Here is a 15,264-nt window from a genome sequence, read left to right as displayed (position 1 = left end):
GTTCATTCAAGTATTCTGTGTTAAGGTCTGCACCGAATACTAAATATGGTAATGGCATTGTGATTGTACGAATTAAATTCCCCCTGATTTTGTTGTTTATTATTGGGCAGTTATCGTTTGCGTCTGCGGTTAATGCAGACAGCAATACAGCGGATAAAGGCTGGTTCACCACCTTCACGGATAACGTTGCGCAAACATGGAATGAACCTGAGCATTACGATCTCTATATTCCGGCCATTACGTGGCATGCACGTTTTGCCTACGATAAAGAAAAAACTGACCGTTATAACGAGCGTCCGTGGGGGGCCGGCTTCGGTCAGTCTCGCTGGGATGAAAAAGGTAACTGGCATGGCCTGTACCTGATGGCGTTTAAGGACTCCTACAATAAATGGGAGCCTATTGGTGGCTACGGCTGGGAAAAAACCTGGCGTCCGTTATCAGACGACAACTTCCGTCTGGGGCTGGGCTATACGGCAGGGTTCACGGCGCGTGATAACTGGAAATACATTCCTGTTCCGGTACTGCTGCCGCTTGCCTCCATCGGCTATGGTCCGGCAACGTTTCAGATGACCTACATACCGGGTACCTATAACAACGGTAACGTTTACTTTGCCTGGATGCGGTTTCAGTTTTAACTGAATTTTTCTGCTAAATCGGCCAAAAAACGCACAGATATTGAAATGTAAAGGATAAAAATCGAACAGCGAAAATTAACGCGACTTTTGTCACTTTTTATCAAAGATCCGCTGGACAAAACGCCTCACAATTGTTGTACTGATACCCGACACAGCATTTGTGTCGTTTTTTAATGTAAAGGTAATTTTGATGTCTAAGATTAAAGGTAACGTTAAGTGGTTTAATGAGTCCAAAGGATTCGGTTTCATTACTCCTGAAGATGGCAGCAAAGACGTGTTCGTACACTTCTCTGCAATCCAGTCTAATGGTTTCAAAACTCTGGCTGAAGGTCAGCGCGTAGAGTTCGAAATCACTAACGGTGCCAAAGGCCCTTCTGCTGCTAACGTAATCGCTCTGTAATTCAGACGCGTCAGCAAGAATTTCAAAACCCGCTCAATGAGCGGGTTTTTTTCGTTCTGAATCAACCAATAAGATAGATCTTCAGGAAGCTGGCGACAATCGCGACGCTTAGCAATACCATACCCACGCCTGACAGAGTTTCTTTCATGCTATCACCCTCGTTCAATATTGAGCCAAGAGTGACAGAGAAAAATTAAGCCAACATTAAGGTTGCCGCGCTTAATGTCCGCTGGCGGAGGAAAATAACCAGAATGCGATCGCAGTCATCGCAAACGAGCCAAGCATGTTAACGGCAATGTTGGTCAGCGCCCAGCCCATCCGGCCTTCCTGAAACAGAAAGACCACCTCCGCAGAGAAGGTAGAAAACGTTGTTAAGCCGCCGCAGAAACCAGTTGTAATCAGAACCTTCCACATAGGGTCGATGTTGGTCATGCGATTAAACCAGGCCAGCCCCATCCCAATAATAAACGCCCCGATCAGATTTGCCGCCAGTGTCCCCATCGGAATGGCCTGATGCAGGGGGTTAAACCGCATGCTTAAGAGCCACCGCGCAACGCTACCCGTGCCTCCACCAATAAAAACGGCTATAAGTAGTTGTAACACTGTCAATACCTGCTATTTGCTGTGTAAGTGCGTCGAGTGTAACGCTGTTTTTAACCGGGAGACAATTATGTATGTTGCAGTAGGGCAGTTCGCGGTGACGCCGGACTGGAATGAAAACGCGGAAAAATGCGTCTCCCTGATGCATCAGGCGAAGCAAAAGGGGGCGTCGTTGCTGGTACTTCCCGAGGCGTTACTGGCCCGTGATGATGGCGATCCAGACCTGTCGGTAAAGTCTGCGCAAACGCTGGAAGGGGCGTTTCTGAAACGACTGCTGGCCGAAAGCGTTGGCAACACGCTCACCACCATCTTGACGGTCCATATTCCGTCCTCGCCGGGGCGCGCGGTAAACACGCTGGTGGCGATACGTGAGGGTGCCATCGTCGCGAGCTACGCCAAACTTCATCTGTATGATGCGTTCAGCGTTCAGGAGTCGCGCCTGGTCGATCCGGGGAGTGTAATTCCGCCGCTGATTGAGGTCGAGGGTTTTAAGATTGGCCTGATGACCTGCTACGATATCCGTTTTCCCGAGCTGGCGCTGAACCTGGCATTGCAGGGGGCCGAGGTGCTGGTTCTGCCCGCCGCGTGGGTCAAAGGAACGCTTAAGGAGCATCACTGGGCGACGCTGCTGGCAGCACGTGCGCTGGATACCACCTGTTACGTGGTAGCCGCGGGTGAATGTGGTAACAAAAATATCGGGCAGAGCAGGGTTGTCGATCCGCTGGGGGTGACGGTTGCGGCAGCAGCGGAGACGCCTGCGTTATTGCTGACGGAGATAATTTCCGCCCGAATAGCGCTTGCGCGTCAGCAATTACCTGTTCTGCGCAACCGCAGGTTTGCGCCACCGCAATTAATGTGATGTTTTTTTCAACAATGCTTGATTCACCTTGTTACAGATTGCTATTGTGTGCACGCGCCAAATGACCGTTAATACGTTCAGGTTTTTTGGCGGAATGCAGCCTGTTTCATGTAAAGAAGGTATTTATGGGTGAGATTAGTATTACCAAACTGCTGGTGGTTGCCGCACTGGTCGTCCTGCTGTTCGGTACCAAGAAGTTACGCACGCTGGGTGGAGACCTGGGTGCTGCCATTAAGGGCTTTAAGAAAGCAATGAACGATGACGACGCGGCAGCAAAGAAAAGCGCCGAAGATGACATCACTGCACAGAAGCTTTCACACAAAGAGTAATGGCAATGCTGCAAGGCTTGCATAAAAAAACCGGCTCACGAGGCCGGTTTTTTGTTTTACTGTAAATAAATTTTACAGCTTTATTTCACTTCTTCGCCCTTCGCCTGCATATCGGCGTGATAAGAGGAGCGAACAAACGGACCGCACGCGGCATGGGTAAAGCCCATCGCCATCGCTTCGGCTTTCATTTCATCGAACTCATCCGGGCTCACGTAACGCTGTACAGGCAGGTGGTGACGGCTTGGCTGGAGGTACTGGCCCAGCGTCAGCATGGTGACGCCGTGGCGGCGCAGATCGCGCATCACTTCAATGATCTCAGCGTTGGTTTCACCCAGGCCGACCATCAGGCCGGACTTGGTTGGAATATGCGGATGGGCTTCTTTAAAGCGCTCCAGCAGCTTCAGCGACCAGTTGTAGTCTGCACCGGGACGTACCTGACGGTAGATACGCGGTACGTTCTCCAGGTTGTGGTTGAATACGTCTGGTGGCGTCGCGGTCAGGATATCGAGCGCGCGATCCATACGGCCACGGAAGTCCGGCACCAGCGTCTCAATCTTAATGTTCGGGCTTTTTTCGCGGATGGCGGTAATACAGTCAGCAAAATGCTGAGCACCGCCATCGCGCAGATCGTCACGGTCAACGGAGGTGATAACAACATAACGCAGCGCCATATCGGCAATCGTCTGCGCCAGTTTTTGCGGTTCGTTTGCGTCAGGCGCAACAGGACGGCCATGGGCAACGTCACAGAACGGACAGCGCCGGGTGCAGATGGCACCCAGAATCATAAATGTTGCGGTACCGTGATTGAAACATTCAGCAAGGTTAGGGCAGGAGGCCTCTTCACAGACAGAGTGAAGGCCATTTTTGCGCATCGCCGCTTTGATCCCCTGGATACGCGAAGAGTCGGCCGGAAGTTTGATTTTCATCCATTCCGGTTTTCTTAACAGCGCCTCGCGCTCTGTAGCCACGTTTTTAACCGGGATAAGGGCCATTTTATCGGCATCGCGGTATTTAACACCGCGTTCCATCACAATGGGTTTACTCATAGCGTGCGTGTTCCAGTTGCGAATATCGAAGGAAAGCGTTTCAATTCAAGGGAATGTTGTAATTATCAACTATTTTTGAACGAACGACAGGCAGTATATCATTTAAAGGGGCGATAAAGCAGCCTGCCAGGTCGCCAATTTGTAAAATAGTTGTTGTTTTGTGCCTTTTGCCCCGCTTGCGGCAGGGGCTTGTGCTGAAAGGCGGGATCAGAACGCCTGGCGGATCACGTTAATGACGTTTTCCAGCACCGGATCGCGCAGGCTTAGCTTGTTGTAATGCAGTGAGATTTCAACAGATTCCGTCGTAAGTTGACTCAATGGAATGCTCTCCAGCGGCCAGCACTTTTGAAGCAGAGTGAAGAGACGCACAGGCATAATACAGAGCAAATCGCTGCTGCCAATCAGGGCCGCGAGGGTAAACATATTGTAACTGCTGAAGCTGATCAGACGGTCCGGGAACAGTTCGTCAATACGCTGGCGCAGCGGATCCGGACCCTGTCCCTCGGACATAAAGGTTGCATGTTCGTAATGACGCAAATTTTCAGGCGTCAAAGCTGCGCCCAATGCAGGATGATTCTGACGACACACGAGCGCCAGAGAGTCGGTATAGAGAACGTTATGTCCTAATGCCCTGGCCGCGAAGCTGTTGCTGTCGATGATCAAGTCCGTCTGGAATTGTGCCAGCTGAGTTTCCGGATCGTTAACGGGCACGTTGCGGATCAGCAGCTGTGGCGCATGCTGTTTAACAGCCTGGTAAATAGCGGGCATGACCAGAACGCCCACAGAGGGAGAGGTGCCTATGGTGATGGTTCGTTGCTTATCGTAACTGCCGGTGAGATCCAGCGCGCCCAGAATCGATTCAAGACCCTGGCTGATGTACTCATGCAGATGGGTGGCGTACGCGGTGGGGGTTACGCCCTGGCCTTTACGAATAAATAAGGGATCGGGAAATATCGCGCGCAATTTTTGAATTGACTGGCTAATAGCAGAGGGCGTGAGATTAAGAATTTTCGCAGCATTAACGATACCTTTGTGGACATATACCGCCTCAAAAATAGTCAATAAATTGAGATCAATATTACGTAAAGTCCGGAAAATTTGCGGCTTATCTTCGCCGCTGGTTTCATTCAGGCGTTTGGCTGGTAAATTAGTAGGCTCCACGCTCTTACTCCGTATCCATTCACAATATGAATGATAGTTGAATTTATTTATTATGCTTGCAGAGATTCGTAAAGTGTTTCGTAAGTTTCCCTTGTTTATCGAAAACAAGCAGTTGGGTGATTATCACGCACGTTACACGATACCCGGTGATGGTACTATTAAGGTTCTAATTAATATGGGACGCTAATATATGGGCGACTCGAAAATATAGAATATGCGGTTTATTGTAAAGCGTAAATGCGGCAATTAAGCAGTGGCTGGTCAAATAACCGAACCACTGCCGGAAGTGTGTTAAGCAGCAATATATTCGTAGTCAGGATTGTTAAGCAGCGCTAAAAACTTCTTCAGAAGCACGGGGCGGATATTCTCAGGGGTGGCGGTATCGACCCACTGGCGCATTTGCGTCATTTCCATACCGGCATACCCGCATGGGTTGATGCGCTGGAAAGGAGTCAGATCCATATTGATATTCAGCGCCAGCCCGTGGAACGAGCAGCCTTTACGGATGCGCAGCCCCAGCGAACAGATCTTCATCTCTCCCACGTAGACGCCCGGGGCATCGGCGCGAGGGTGAGCATCGATACCGTACTCAGCGAGCGTGTTCACCACGGTTTGTTCCAGTAAGGTCACGAGCTCACGCACGCCCAGCTTTCTGCGTTTCAGGTTAAGCAGGACATACATGACCTGCTGGCCCGGGCCGTGGTAGGTTACCTGTCCACCGCGATCGCTCTGGATCACCGGGATATCACCCGTCATCAATAAATGTTCGGCTTTTCCTGCCTGGCCTTGAGTAAACACCGGCAAGTGTTCAACCAGCCAGATTTCATCAGGGGTGGTGTCATCGCGCATATCGGTAAAGTCATGCATAGCCTGAGAGACTGGCTCGTAAGGCTGTAGCCCAAGATGGCGGACAAGAATTTTATCCTGGTACAAAAGGACGTCTCCGAAGACAAGGGAGAATAGGTAACGGGGAGTATATCACAGCGGGGAAGTGGGTTACCCGGCAAACCGGGTAACCGCTGAGGGACTACAGCACCATACGAACAATTTCGATATTGCCGAGCTCTTCGTACAGCGTCTCAACCTGCTCAATGTGTGTCGCAGTGATGGTGATTGAGACCGAGTGGTAGTTACCTTTGCTGCTCGGTTTGACTGATGGAGAGTAGTCGCCCGGCGCATGGCGCTGTACCACTTCAACCACCTGATCAACCAGCTCAGGTTTCGCCAGACCCATTACTTTGTAAGTAAAAGGGGTAGGGAATTCAAGCAGTTCGTTAAGTTTGGTTTTCATGTCAGCTCCGGCGTGTGTGTAAAAAATAATAACTCCCGCCACGGGGCGGGAGTTTTACTGATACGTAGTATATGGGGATCAAAATCACACTTTCAAGTGTTCAATTTTTAACCAAACCAGTGATGGAACATCAGCTTAATGTAATCAATGATTTTGCCGAAGAAATTGCCTTCAGGAATTTCCTCCAGCACCACCAGCGGGCGCTGATCGATGGTTTTGCCATCCAGCTGGAAGTTGATAGTACCCACGACCTGATTCTTTTGCAGCGGGGCGTGCAGCTCGGTGGTATTCAGCACGTAGCTGGCTTTCAGATCTTTCATACGACCGCGTGGGATCGTCAGATAGAGATCTTTGTCCACGCCCAGGGAAGCGCGGTCGTTATCGCCAAACCAGACAGGTTCAGAGGCAAATTCTTTACCGGCTTTCAGCGGGTTCACGGTTTCGAAGAAGCGGAAGCCCCAGGTCAGCAGTTTTTTGCTTTCCGTTTCGCGACCTTTAAACGTACGTCCCCCCATCACGGCAGAGATCAGACGCATCTGGCCTTCAGTGGCGGAGGCCACCAGGTTATAGCCGGCTTTATCGGTGTGGCCAGTTTTGATGCCGTCGACGTTCAGGCTGTTGTCCCACAGCAGGCCGTTACGGTTGGTCTGACGAATGCCGTTGAAGGTGAACTCTTTCTCTTTGTAGATAGAGTACTCGTTTGGCACATCGCGGATCAGCGCCTGACCGATCAGCGCCATGTCACGCGCGGAGCTGTACTGACCCTCGGCGTCCAGGCCGTGAACGGTCTGGAAGTGGCTGTTTTTCAGGCCCAGGGCGGAGACGTAGCTGTTCATCAGGCCCACAAACGCGTCCTGGCTGCCCGCTGCAAAATCGGCCATGGCCACGCAGGCGTCGTTACCGGACTGCAAGTTGATGCCACGGATAAGCTGAGAGACCGGAACCTGCATGCCTGGCTTCAGGAACATCAGCGATGAACCTTTGAACACCGGGTTGCCGGTTGCCCACGCATCATTACCGATGGTCACCAGGTCGGTTTCTTTGAATTTGCCTGCTTTCATGGCCTGGCCGATAACATAGCTGGTCATCATTTTGGTCAGGCTGGCCGGATCGCGGCGGGCATCGGCGTTCTGTTCTGCCAGAACTTTGCCGGAGTTGTAATCAATCAGGATGTAGGATTCCGCGTCGATCTGCGGAACGCCAGGGATCATGGTCTTGATGTTCAGGTCGTCCGCGTGAGCTGCGGAGAACGCAGCAGCGCAAAGGGCCGTGGTCAGCGCCATGCGCTGCACAAAACGAGCAGAAAAAGTGGTCTTCATGGTCAGAACTACGACATCCGTGATGGAATTAAAAAAAGTGCCTTACTATAGCAAATGCTATACGGGCAGGCATCCGACTTTCATCATGAGAGTGTTAACGTGCTTTACACAAACTGACATTTCGGATACCACCGAATAATTATTTTGCAACAGCGATAAACGACTGGAGCTGCGCCTCGCTCTGCAAACGCTGTTGCAGGGACGCTGCCTGCGATTTGCTGGCAAACGGACCCATCTGGATACGCCATACCGCACCGTTTTGCTCAACGCGGCCTGGCACGCCAAACTGCTTGCTTAAACGCTGCTGATATTGCTCTGCACGGGTCCGATCGCTGACGGCGCCAACCTGAACCACGTAGCTGCCGCTCGCCGTCGCAGGCGCCGCAGTCTGCGTAGCAGCAGGCGCGGTCACCGGGGCGGGTTGTGTAGCGGGTGCAGCAGCGACGGGCGCAGGCGCTGGGGCAGGTTCATTTGATTCAATCACGCCCGGCGCTAACGTGGTGGGTGCGCCAAGGAAACCACTGCTTTTCACCGGGGCGCCTGTCGCGTCTTCACTTTGCAGCGTATCGTTGCTGATAGCGCGCACTTCACCCTGCGGCTGTGCGGGCTCTGCCGGCGTTGAAGCGCCCCCCATACCACCGCTCAGATCCGGGCGAGCGGGCAGGGCATAGGTCTGTTTCGCGACCGTGGTACAGGCCGTGCCCGGGCCAGACAGTGAACCATCCTGCGCCACGATAATCGGGTCGATACGCACTTTAGTATTGTTTGAGGTGTTCAGACGGTCGGCAGCCGCGCGGGACAGGGAGATCACGCGATCGGTGCCGTAAGGACCGCGATCGTTGATACGCACCACGATCATTCGGCCATTCGCCAGGTTAGTGATGCGTGCATAGCTCGGGACAGGCAACGTCGGGTGTGCCGCCGTGATCTGCATCGGATCGAAGGTTTCACCCGACGCGGTCAGATTGCTGCCGGGCTCAGCATCATAGATGGCAGCAAAGCCAGCCTGGCTGAAACGGGAAGGATCCTGAACGATTTTATAGCTTTTACCGTCGCGCTGATAATCCTGATTCACGCTGGCGTTCAGCGGTTCATAAACGGGATCGGCACCGCTAATCTCAACAATCGGGCCATTACAGACCGCAGGCTGCGGCGGCGCGACGGTTGCCTGTTGCTGACCATCATCACTTGTACAGGCGGCAAGTAAACTTGCTGCGATGCAGATCCCCAGCCACTGCTTACGCATTGCGATCCCCTTATTTTTATACGCTTTTGGACAACATTTTCCTGTGGGTATGGATCGACATGACGATACCAAACCCGGCCATCAACACGATCAGTGCCGAGCCCCCATAACTCACCAGCGGCAGCGGTACGCCAACAACCGGCAGAATACCACTCACCATACCAATATTTACGAAGACATAAACGAACAAAATCAACATTAATCCGCCTGCCATCACGCGACCAAAGGTGGTTTGCGCGCGCGCGGCGATCCACAAACCTCGCATGATCAGCAGCACGTAGAGTGCAAGCAGCACCAGGATGCCAACCAGCCCTAACTCCTCAGCCAGAACGGCAAAGATAAAGTCGGTGTGGCGTTCCGGTAAAAATTCGAGCTGCGACTGCGTACCGTGCAGCCAGCCTTTACCACGCAGGCCTCCGGAGCCAATCGCAATCTTCGACTGAATAATATGATAGCCTGCGCCCAGCGGATCGGTCTCGGGATCGAGCAGCATCATAACGCGCTGACGCTGGTAATCATGCATCAGGAAGAACCAGAGGATGGGGATAAACGCGGCAACCAGCACCACGGCGATACCAATCAGACGCCAGCTCAGGCCGGACAGGAACAGGACGAACAGGCCGGAGAGGGCGATAAGAATTGAAGTACCGAGGTCCGGCTGTGCGGCCACGAGCAGCGTCGGCAGGAAAATCAGCACCAGCGCAATGGCGGTATTTTTCAACGACGGCGGGCAGACGTCGCGGTTAATAAAGCGCGCCACCATCAGCGGGACGGCGATTTTGGCGATTTCCGACGGCTGGAAGCGGACAATCCCCAGATCCAGCCAGCGTTGCGCCCCCTTCGAGATGGCACCGAAAGCATCTACTGCCACCAACAAAATAATACAGAAAATATAGAGATAGGGCGCCCAGCCCTCGTACACGCGCGGCGGTATTTGCGCCATCACCACCATAATGACCAGACCCATGGCGATCTGGCCGATTTTACGCTCCATCATGCCGATATCCTGGCCGCTGGCGCTCCAGATAACGAGGGCGCTATAGACCAGCAGAGCCAGCAGGATCAGCAGCATGGCAGGGTCGATGTGGATCTTGTCCCACAGCGATTTTTTATTCGGATTATCCGTCATGATTATTGGTCCTCCGCCGCAGCGGCTGCCGGGTTTTCAGCTGGCAGTTCGGTGTTGTTGTCACCCAGCATGATGTGGTCGAGGATTTGACGCATGATGGTACCCACCGCCGGGCCTGCGCCGCCGTTCTCAAGAATCATCGCCACCGCAACCTGCGGGTTATCATAAGGGGCAAACGCCGTCATGAGCTTGTGGTCACGCAGACGTTCGGCAATTTTATGTGCGTTATAAGTTTCATTCGCTTTCAGACCGAAGACCTGAGCCGTACCTGATTTCGCGGCAACCTTATACGGTGCGCCGGCGAAATATTTGTGCGCCGTCCCGTTAGGACGGTTGGCTACACCGTACATGCCGTCTTTCGCGATTTCCCAGTAGCCGGAATGAATGTCACCCACCGGCGGCTCGTGCGGCTGTATCCACGGCACTTTTTTGCCGTCTTGAACGGTGCTTTGCAGCAGGTGCGGCACTTTCACAACGCCATCGTTAATGAGGATCATCATCGCCTTGTTCATTTGCAGCGGCGTTGCCGTCCAGTAGCCCTGGCCGATCCCTACCGGAATGGTGTCACCCTGATACCAGGGTTTTTTAAAGCGCTTCAGCTTCCATTCGCGGGTTGGCATGTTGCCGGAACGCTCTTCAGCCAAATCTATACCGGTGTAATGCCCGTAGCCGAATTTGCTCATCCATTCAGACAGACGGTCAATACCCATGTCGTAGGCGACCTGATAGAAGAAGGTATCCGCCGACTCCTCCAGTGATTTGGTCACGTTCAGATGGCCGTGGCCCCATTTTTTCCAGTCGCGGTAGCGTTTCTCAGAGCCAGGCAACTGCCACCAGCCGGGGTCAAACAGACTGGTATTGCGGGTGATGACGCCCGCGCTTAGCGCAGACACGGCGACATACGGTTTAACCGTTGAAGCTGGAGGATAAACCCCCTGCGTCGCGCGATTCACCAGCGGCGTGTTTGGATCGTTGAGCAGGCCGGAGTAATCCTTGCTGGAGATGCCATCCACGAACAGGTTCGGATCGTAGCTTGGCATCGAAACCATCGCCAGAATGCCGCCGGTACGCGGGTCGGTCACAATAACCGCAGCACGGCTACCCGCCAGCAGCGTCTCGATATACTGCTGTAGCTTCAGGTCGAGCGTCAGATAGACGTCATGCCCCGCCTGCGGGGGAACCTCTTTCAGCTGACGGATCACGCGGCCACGGTTGTTAACTTCAACCTCTTCATACCCGGTCTGACCGTGCAGCACGTCTTCGTAATAACGTTCGATCCCCAGCTTGCCAATATCATGGGTTGCGGCGTAGTTAGCCAGCTTGCCGTCTTTATCAAGGCGTTCGACGTCTTTATCGTTGATTTTGGAGACGTAACCAATGACGTGCGTCAGCGCGGAGCCGTAAGGATAGTAGCGGCGTTTATAGCCTTTGACTTCCACACCGGGGAAACGGTACTGGTTAACGGCAAAACGGGCGACCTGCACTTCCGTCAGGTTGGTTTTTACCGGAATGGAGGTGAAGCGGTGAGAACGTGCGCGCTCTTTTTTGAACGCAGCGATATCGTCATCAGTCAGGTCGACAACGCTTCTCAGCGCGTTCAGCGTATCCTGCACGTTATCCACTTTCTCGGGCATCATCTCTATCTGGTAGATGGTGCGATTAAGCGCCAGCGGCGTGCCGTTACGATCGTAGATAATGCCGCGGCTGGGCGCGATGGGCACCAGCTTGATACGGTTTTCGTTTGAGCGGGTCTGGTAATCGGTATAGCGGACAATTTGCAGATTATAGAGGTTGGCGATCAGCACGCCGGTAAGCAGCAAAATCCCCGTAAAGGCGACCAGCGCCCGGCGCACAAACAGCGCGGACTCAGCCGTATAGTCGCGAAAAGAATTCTGTAGTTTCATCCGCTGCTTAAATTACCCTGGTCAGTCATTACTCGCGGTGATAAGGGTGGTTGGTAGTGATGCTCCATGCGCGATACAAACTTTCTGCCACGAGAACCCGTACAAGCGGGTGGGGCAGCGTCAGCGCCGAGAGTGACCAACTTTGTTCTGCTGCCGCTTTGCAGGCGGGAGATAACCCCTCTGGTCCGCCAATCAACAGACTGACGTCCCGACCATCCTGCTTCCAGCGCTCCAGTTCGTGCGCCAGCTGCGGCGTATCCCAGGGTTTGCCCGGAATATCGAGGGTCACGATGCGGTTTTTGCCTGCGGCAGCCAGCATCAGTTCTCCCTCTTTATCGAGAATACGTTTGATATCTGCGTTCTTGCCGCGCTTTCCTGCTGGGATCTCCACCAGTTCGAACGGCATATCTTTTGGAAAACGACGCAGATACTCAGTAAAACCGGTTTGTACCCAGTCCGGCATTTTGGTGCCGACGGCGACCAGTTGCAACTTCACGCATTAACCCCAGAGTTTTTCCAGCTCATACAGGCGACGGCTCTCTTCCTGCATGACGTGGACAATCACATCGCCGAGATCGACAACCACCCAGTCAGCGGTCGCTTCACCTTCAACGCCCAGCGGAAGCAGCCCTGCCGCGCGCGATTCCTGAACAACATGGTCAGCAATCGAAACAACGTGACGAGTTGAGGTCCCGGTGCAGATGATCATGCAGTCGGTGATGCTGGATTTACCCTTAACGTCGATAGCGATGATGTCCTGACCTTTCAGGTCATCAATTTTGTCGATAACAAAATCCTGGAGTGCTTTACCCTGCAAGTTTTCCCCCTGGGTGAATGAGATTGTACAACTATGAATTCGTGGTCAGTCAGTATACCTGAACTGACGCCAGTCGCGGGACAAATGTCACCGCCCGGCTTTTGAAGGCGGGTATCATCCCACCCTCCGCCTGATATTGCATCGCCATTTTTGTAAAACAATTTCTGTAAAGCAGCGATCGGCGGGAAAGTCTGGCAGCGGAGGATATCAGTATGGCTTAGCCTGTCAAGGCAGGATAATCATTAACGGACAATTTCGCCGGCGATGCTCAGACATCTGTACTTTTCTGATACAGACCGTGTGCGTGGATATAGGCCAGCACGGGCGAGGGGAGGAGATCGTCACAGTCTAAACCCTGCTGGAGACGCTCGCGGATGAGGGTTGCGGAAATATCAAACCACGGCGTTTCAGCGAGATAAATTTTCCCGGCGGGGAGACTGTGCAGGTCTTCTATATTGTCCGTCAGATGCGCGTCAAGCCACTGCTGATGCTGTGCGTCGCGCATGGTCAGCGGGTAGCCCGGACGGCGGCAGACCAGCAGATGACTGTTTTCCAGAATGGTTTCGTACTGGTACCAGCTGGGAAAGTTGAGCAAGGAATCCTGGCCGATAATAAACGCCAGCGGTTTCATGGGCCCTTGCTCAGCGCGCCACTCCCGCAGCGTTTGCGATGTCCAGGAAGGGGTATCCCTGCGCAGTTCACGCTCATCCAGCGTGAAGAGAGGCTTATCGGCGATAGCCAGCGCGAGCATCGCTTTACGCTGCTCGCTGGTTGCTTCTGGCTGAGGACGGTGCGGCGGAACATTGTTGGGCATGATGATTACCCGCTGCAACCCAATCAAATTCGCGAGGATTTCTACCGGCTTAAGATGCCCATAGTGTACCGGGTCGAAGGTCCCGCCATACATTGCCTGTAAAGAATGCATATCACCCATCGATAAATACGTCTGCCAGCGCCTTATGGCAGAGCAGCAAAGAGAGGCTCTCCAGCTCCGCCCAGACAGACTGGCCGTAATCCTGTTTTAACGTCAGTTCGGCGCGCATCAGAAGTTGTACTGCCTGACGCAACTGCTCCTGGCTCAGGCGGTTTATCGCCTCCGTGGTCATCGCCCGACGGTTTTGCCAGACGCGATGTTTGTCGAATAAGGCGCGCAGGGGCGTGTGTGCTGACTGGCGTTTAAGGTTGTTCAGCAGCAGTAATTCGCGCTGGAGCGTACGGAGCAGGATGACCGGCTCACTCCCTTCCAGGCGCAGCTGTTGCAGGATGTGCAGGGCACGCTTACTTTTCGCCGACAGCAGCGCATCAACCCAGTGGAAGGGGGTAAAGTGCGCGGCATCATTCACCGCCTGTTCCACGCGCGGCAGCGTCAGCTTACCATCGGGCCACAGCAGGGCGAGCCTGTCCAGCGCCTGCGCCAGTGCCAGAAGGTTGCCTTCGTAGCAGTAGCACAGGAGCTGACTGGCGGCCTCATCCAGCTGCAAATTGTGCTGCTTTGCTCGCGCGGCAACCCATTTTGGCAGATGCGCCTGCTCTGGCGTCTGGCAGGTGACCAGCACCGCACTGGGGGCTAGCCGGGTAAACCAGGCCGCGTTTTCCTGCGCTTTTGTGAGTTTGTTGCCGCGTACGATAAGCAGCAGATCGCCGTGTAACAAACTCACCAGCATAGCCAGCTGTTCATTGATGGCAGCGTTAGGACCATTCTCCGGCAGCAGGATCTGGATTGTCTGACGAGAGGCAAACAGGCTCATGGCCTGACAAAGCGAGAAGATAGCGTTCCAGTCGGTACTGTTATCGATCTGGAACGTATGATGTTCATCGAAACCCTGCGCGGCTGCCGCATGGCGAACCGCATCAAGGCTTTCCTGAAGTAACAGGGGGTCATTGCCGAGTAGCAGATAGGCCGCGCGCAGCCCTTCGTTGAGCTGCGCGCGGAGTTGTTCAGGATACAACCTGATCATCAGTTACCCAGAGACGTTGGCATATCCGGCGTGCGGGCATCCGGTGTTTCGATGACGTCAGCGCCTTTTTTCGTCGACGCGGCAATGGCAGGCAGTCTGCGGATCAGCTGTTCCGCGGCCTTATCGTACATCTCCTTGATGATAATCTGCTGTTCGGCGTCTTTTGCCAGCGCCGTCTGCGGGTTATCGAAGAACGAGCGGTAGACTTTGGTATTGATAGGGTAAATATCTTTACCTGGCATCAAGACGGCCGCATCAACGGTAAGCACCATCTGATATTCCGCCGTCCGCCCATCCTGGAAGATCGAGGCCGTATCTTGTGACAGCGTTGATTTCAGGACGCGAAGCGAAGGAACATCCTGACGCAGGGTTCCCTTCTCGATCAGCTCAACATCGTTCAAACGCAGCTGGTTACGAATGGCCCGGCTCAGCGGTCCGTTCGGATCGGATGAGTCGAAGATCATTGTTTTCATCTGAGCAGGCACTGCCGTGGTGTTGCGCAGGTGCCAGCCACAGCCAGCGGTGACCAGCACCGCCAGAGATAAGAGTATTGTTGCCAGTTGTCGCACG

The 15,264-nt window shown here is 53.6% G+C and carries 18 protein-coding genes; 4 read left to right on the top strand and 14 right to left on the bottom strand.

Going from position 1 to position 15,264, the window contains the following annotated elements:
- Positions 1 to 59 precede the first annotated feature (59 nt).
- A complete protein-coding gene (gene pagP / locus SK54_RS17410) occupies positions 60 to 635 on the top strand; it encodes a lipid IV(A) palmitoyltransferase PagP (protein WP_017382475.1) in 576 nt (191 codons plus the stop codon).
- A 190-nt stretch (positions 636 to 825) separates the two neighbouring features.
- The gene (gene cspE / locus SK54_RS17405) at positions 826 to 1,035 is read left to right on the top strand and encodes a transcription antiterminator/RNA stability regulator CspE (protein WP_002439184.1); all 210 of its coding nucleotides are present in this window, start codon (positions 826 to 828) and stop codon (positions 1,033 to 1,035) included.
- A 219-nt stretch (positions 1,036 to 1,254) separates the two neighbouring features.
- Here the strand turns inward: cspE and crcB are convergent, their stop codons facing one another.
- The gene (gene crcB / locus SK54_RS17400) at positions 1,255 to 1,638 is read right to left on the bottom strand and encodes a fluoride efflux transporter CrcB (RefSeq protein ID WP_017382474.1); all 384 of its coding nucleotides are present in this window, start codon (positions 1,636 to 1,638) and stop codon (positions 1,255 to 1,257) included.
- A gap of 67 nt (positions 1,639 to 1,705) precedes the next feature.
- Here crcB and SK54_RS17395 point away from each other — a divergent pair, with 67 nt between their 5' ends.
- Both SK54_RS17395 and tatE read left to right on the top strand, forming a co-directional pair.
- Positions 1,706 to 2,494 (top strand): deaminated glutathione amidase, encoded by a 789-nt coding sequence (locus tag SK54_RS17395; RefSeq protein ID WP_048247662.1) that lies wholly within the window; start codon positions 1,706 to 1,708, stop codon positions 2,492 to 2,494.
- Between the two features lie 125 nt (positions 2,495 to 2,619).
- Positions 2,620 to 2,823 carry a twin-arginine translocase subunit TatE gene (gene tatE, locus SK54_RS17390; RefSeq protein ID WP_003858723.1) on the top strand — a complete coding sequence of 68 codons (204 nt, stop codon included), beginning with the start codon at positions 2,620 to 2,622 and terminating at the stop codon, positions 2,821 to 2,823.
- A gap of 80 nt (positions 2,824 to 2,903) precedes the next feature.
- On the opposite strand, the gene lipA is transcribed toward tatE, so the two are convergent.
- From lipA to lptE, 13 genes are all read right to left on the bottom strand, one after another.
- Positions 2,904 to 3,869 carry a lipoyl synthase gene (gene lipA, locus SK54_RS17385; RefSeq protein WP_006809637.1) on the bottom strand — a complete coding sequence of 322 codons (966 nt, stop codon included), beginning with the start codon at positions 3,867 to 3,869 and terminating at the stop codon, positions 2,904 to 2,906.
- 207 nt (positions 3,870 to 4,076) lie between these two features.
- Complete coding sequence (locus SK54_RS17380; protein WP_017694314.1) at positions 4,077 to 5,030, bottom strand: YbeF family transcriptional regulator; 954 nt, start codon at positions 5,028 to 5,030, stop codon at positions 4,077 to 4,079.
- Between the two features lie 291 nt (positions 5,031 to 5,321).
- Positions 5,322 to 5,963, bottom strand: a complete 642-nt coding sequence (gene lipB / locus SK54_RS17375; RefSeq protein WP_017382471.1) for a lipoyl(octanoyl) transferase LipB — start codon at positions 5,961 to 5,963, stop codon at positions 5,322 to 5,324.
- Positions 5,964 to 6,057: 94 nt separating this feature from the next.
- A complete protein-coding gene (gene ybeD / locus SK54_RS17370) occupies positions 6,058 to 6,321 on the bottom strand; it encodes a DUF493 family protein YbeD (RefSeq protein ID WP_003858718.1) in 264 nt (87 codons plus the stop codon).
- A 107-nt stretch (positions 6,322 to 6,428) separates the two neighbouring features.
- A complete protein-coding gene (gene dacA / locus SK54_RS17365; protein ID WP_003858714.1) occupies positions 6,429 to 7,640 on the bottom strand; it encodes a D-alanyl-D-alanine carboxypeptidase DacA in 1,212 nt (403 codons plus the stop codon).
- Between the two features lie 139 nt (positions 7,641 to 7,779).
- Complete coding sequence (gene rlpA, locus SK54_RS17360; protein WP_023303295.1) at positions 7,780 to 8,886, bottom strand: endolytic peptidoglycan transglycosylase RlpA; 1,107 nt, start codon at positions 8,884 to 8,886, stop codon at positions 7,780 to 7,782.
- Between the two features lie 16 nt (positions 8,887 to 8,902).
- Positions 8,903 to 10,015: a peptidoglycan glycosyltransferase MrdB gene (gene mrdB, locus SK54_RS17355; RefSeq protein WP_015571139.1), complete on the bottom strand. Its 1,113-nt coding sequence runs from the start codon at positions 10,013 to 10,015 to the stop codon at positions 8,903 to 8,905.
- A gap of 2 nt (positions 10,016 to 10,017) precedes the next feature.
- A complete protein-coding gene (gene mrdA, locus SK54_RS17350; RefSeq protein ID WP_048247660.1) occupies positions 10,018 to 11,919 on the bottom strand; it encodes a peptidoglycan DD-transpeptidase MrdA in 1,902 nt (633 codons plus the stop codon).
- Between the two features lie 28 nt (positions 11,920 to 11,947).
- Positions 11,948 to 12,415 carry a 23S rRNA (pseudouridine(1915)-N(3))-methyltransferase RlmH gene (gene rlmH, locus SK54_RS17345; protein WP_003858701.1) on the bottom strand — a complete coding sequence of 156 codons (468 nt, stop codon included), beginning with the start codon at positions 12,413 to 12,415 and terminating at the stop codon, positions 11,948 to 11,950.
- A 3-nt stretch (positions 12,416 to 12,418) separates the two neighbouring features.
- A complete protein-coding gene (gene rsfS, locus SK54_RS17340; protein WP_003858696.1) occupies positions 12,419 to 12,736 on the bottom strand; it encodes a ribosome silencing factor in 318 nt (105 codons plus the stop codon).
- 268 nt (positions 12,737 to 13,004) lie between these two features.
- Entirely contained in the window at positions 13,005 to 13,670 is a 666-nt protein-coding gene (gene nadD / locus SK54_RS17335; protein ID WP_003858694.1) for a nicotinate-nucleotide adenylyltransferase, read from the bottom strand.
- Positions 13,663 to 14,694 (bottom strand): DNA polymerase III subunit delta, encoded by a 1,032-nt coding sequence (gene holA, locus SK54_RS17330; protein ID WP_032671314.1) that lies wholly within the window; start codon positions 14,692 to 14,694, stop codon positions 13,663 to 13,665. Before holA ends, nadD begins: the two co-directional genes overlap by 8 nt.
- Positions 14,694 to 15,263 carry an LPS assembly lipoprotein LptE gene (gene lptE / locus SK54_RS17325; RefSeq protein WP_047727376.1) on the bottom strand — a complete coding sequence of 190 codons (570 nt, stop codon included), beginning with the start codon at positions 15,261 to 15,263 and terminating at the stop codon, positions 14,694 to 14,696. The genes holA and lptE overlap by 1 nt, the downstream gene beginning before the upstream one ends.
- Position 15,264: the final 1 nt, after the last annotated feature.

The organism is Enterobacter sp. MGH120, from assembly GCF_001037725.1.
In the GTDB taxonomy this organism is placed as follows: domain Bacteria; phylum Pseudomonadota; class Gammaproteobacteria; order Enterobacterales; family Enterobacteriaceae; genus Enterobacter; species Enterobacter hormaechei_C.
Note: the sequence above shows the minus strand (reverse complement) of the source record. Positions and strands in the feature narration are given on the sequence as shown.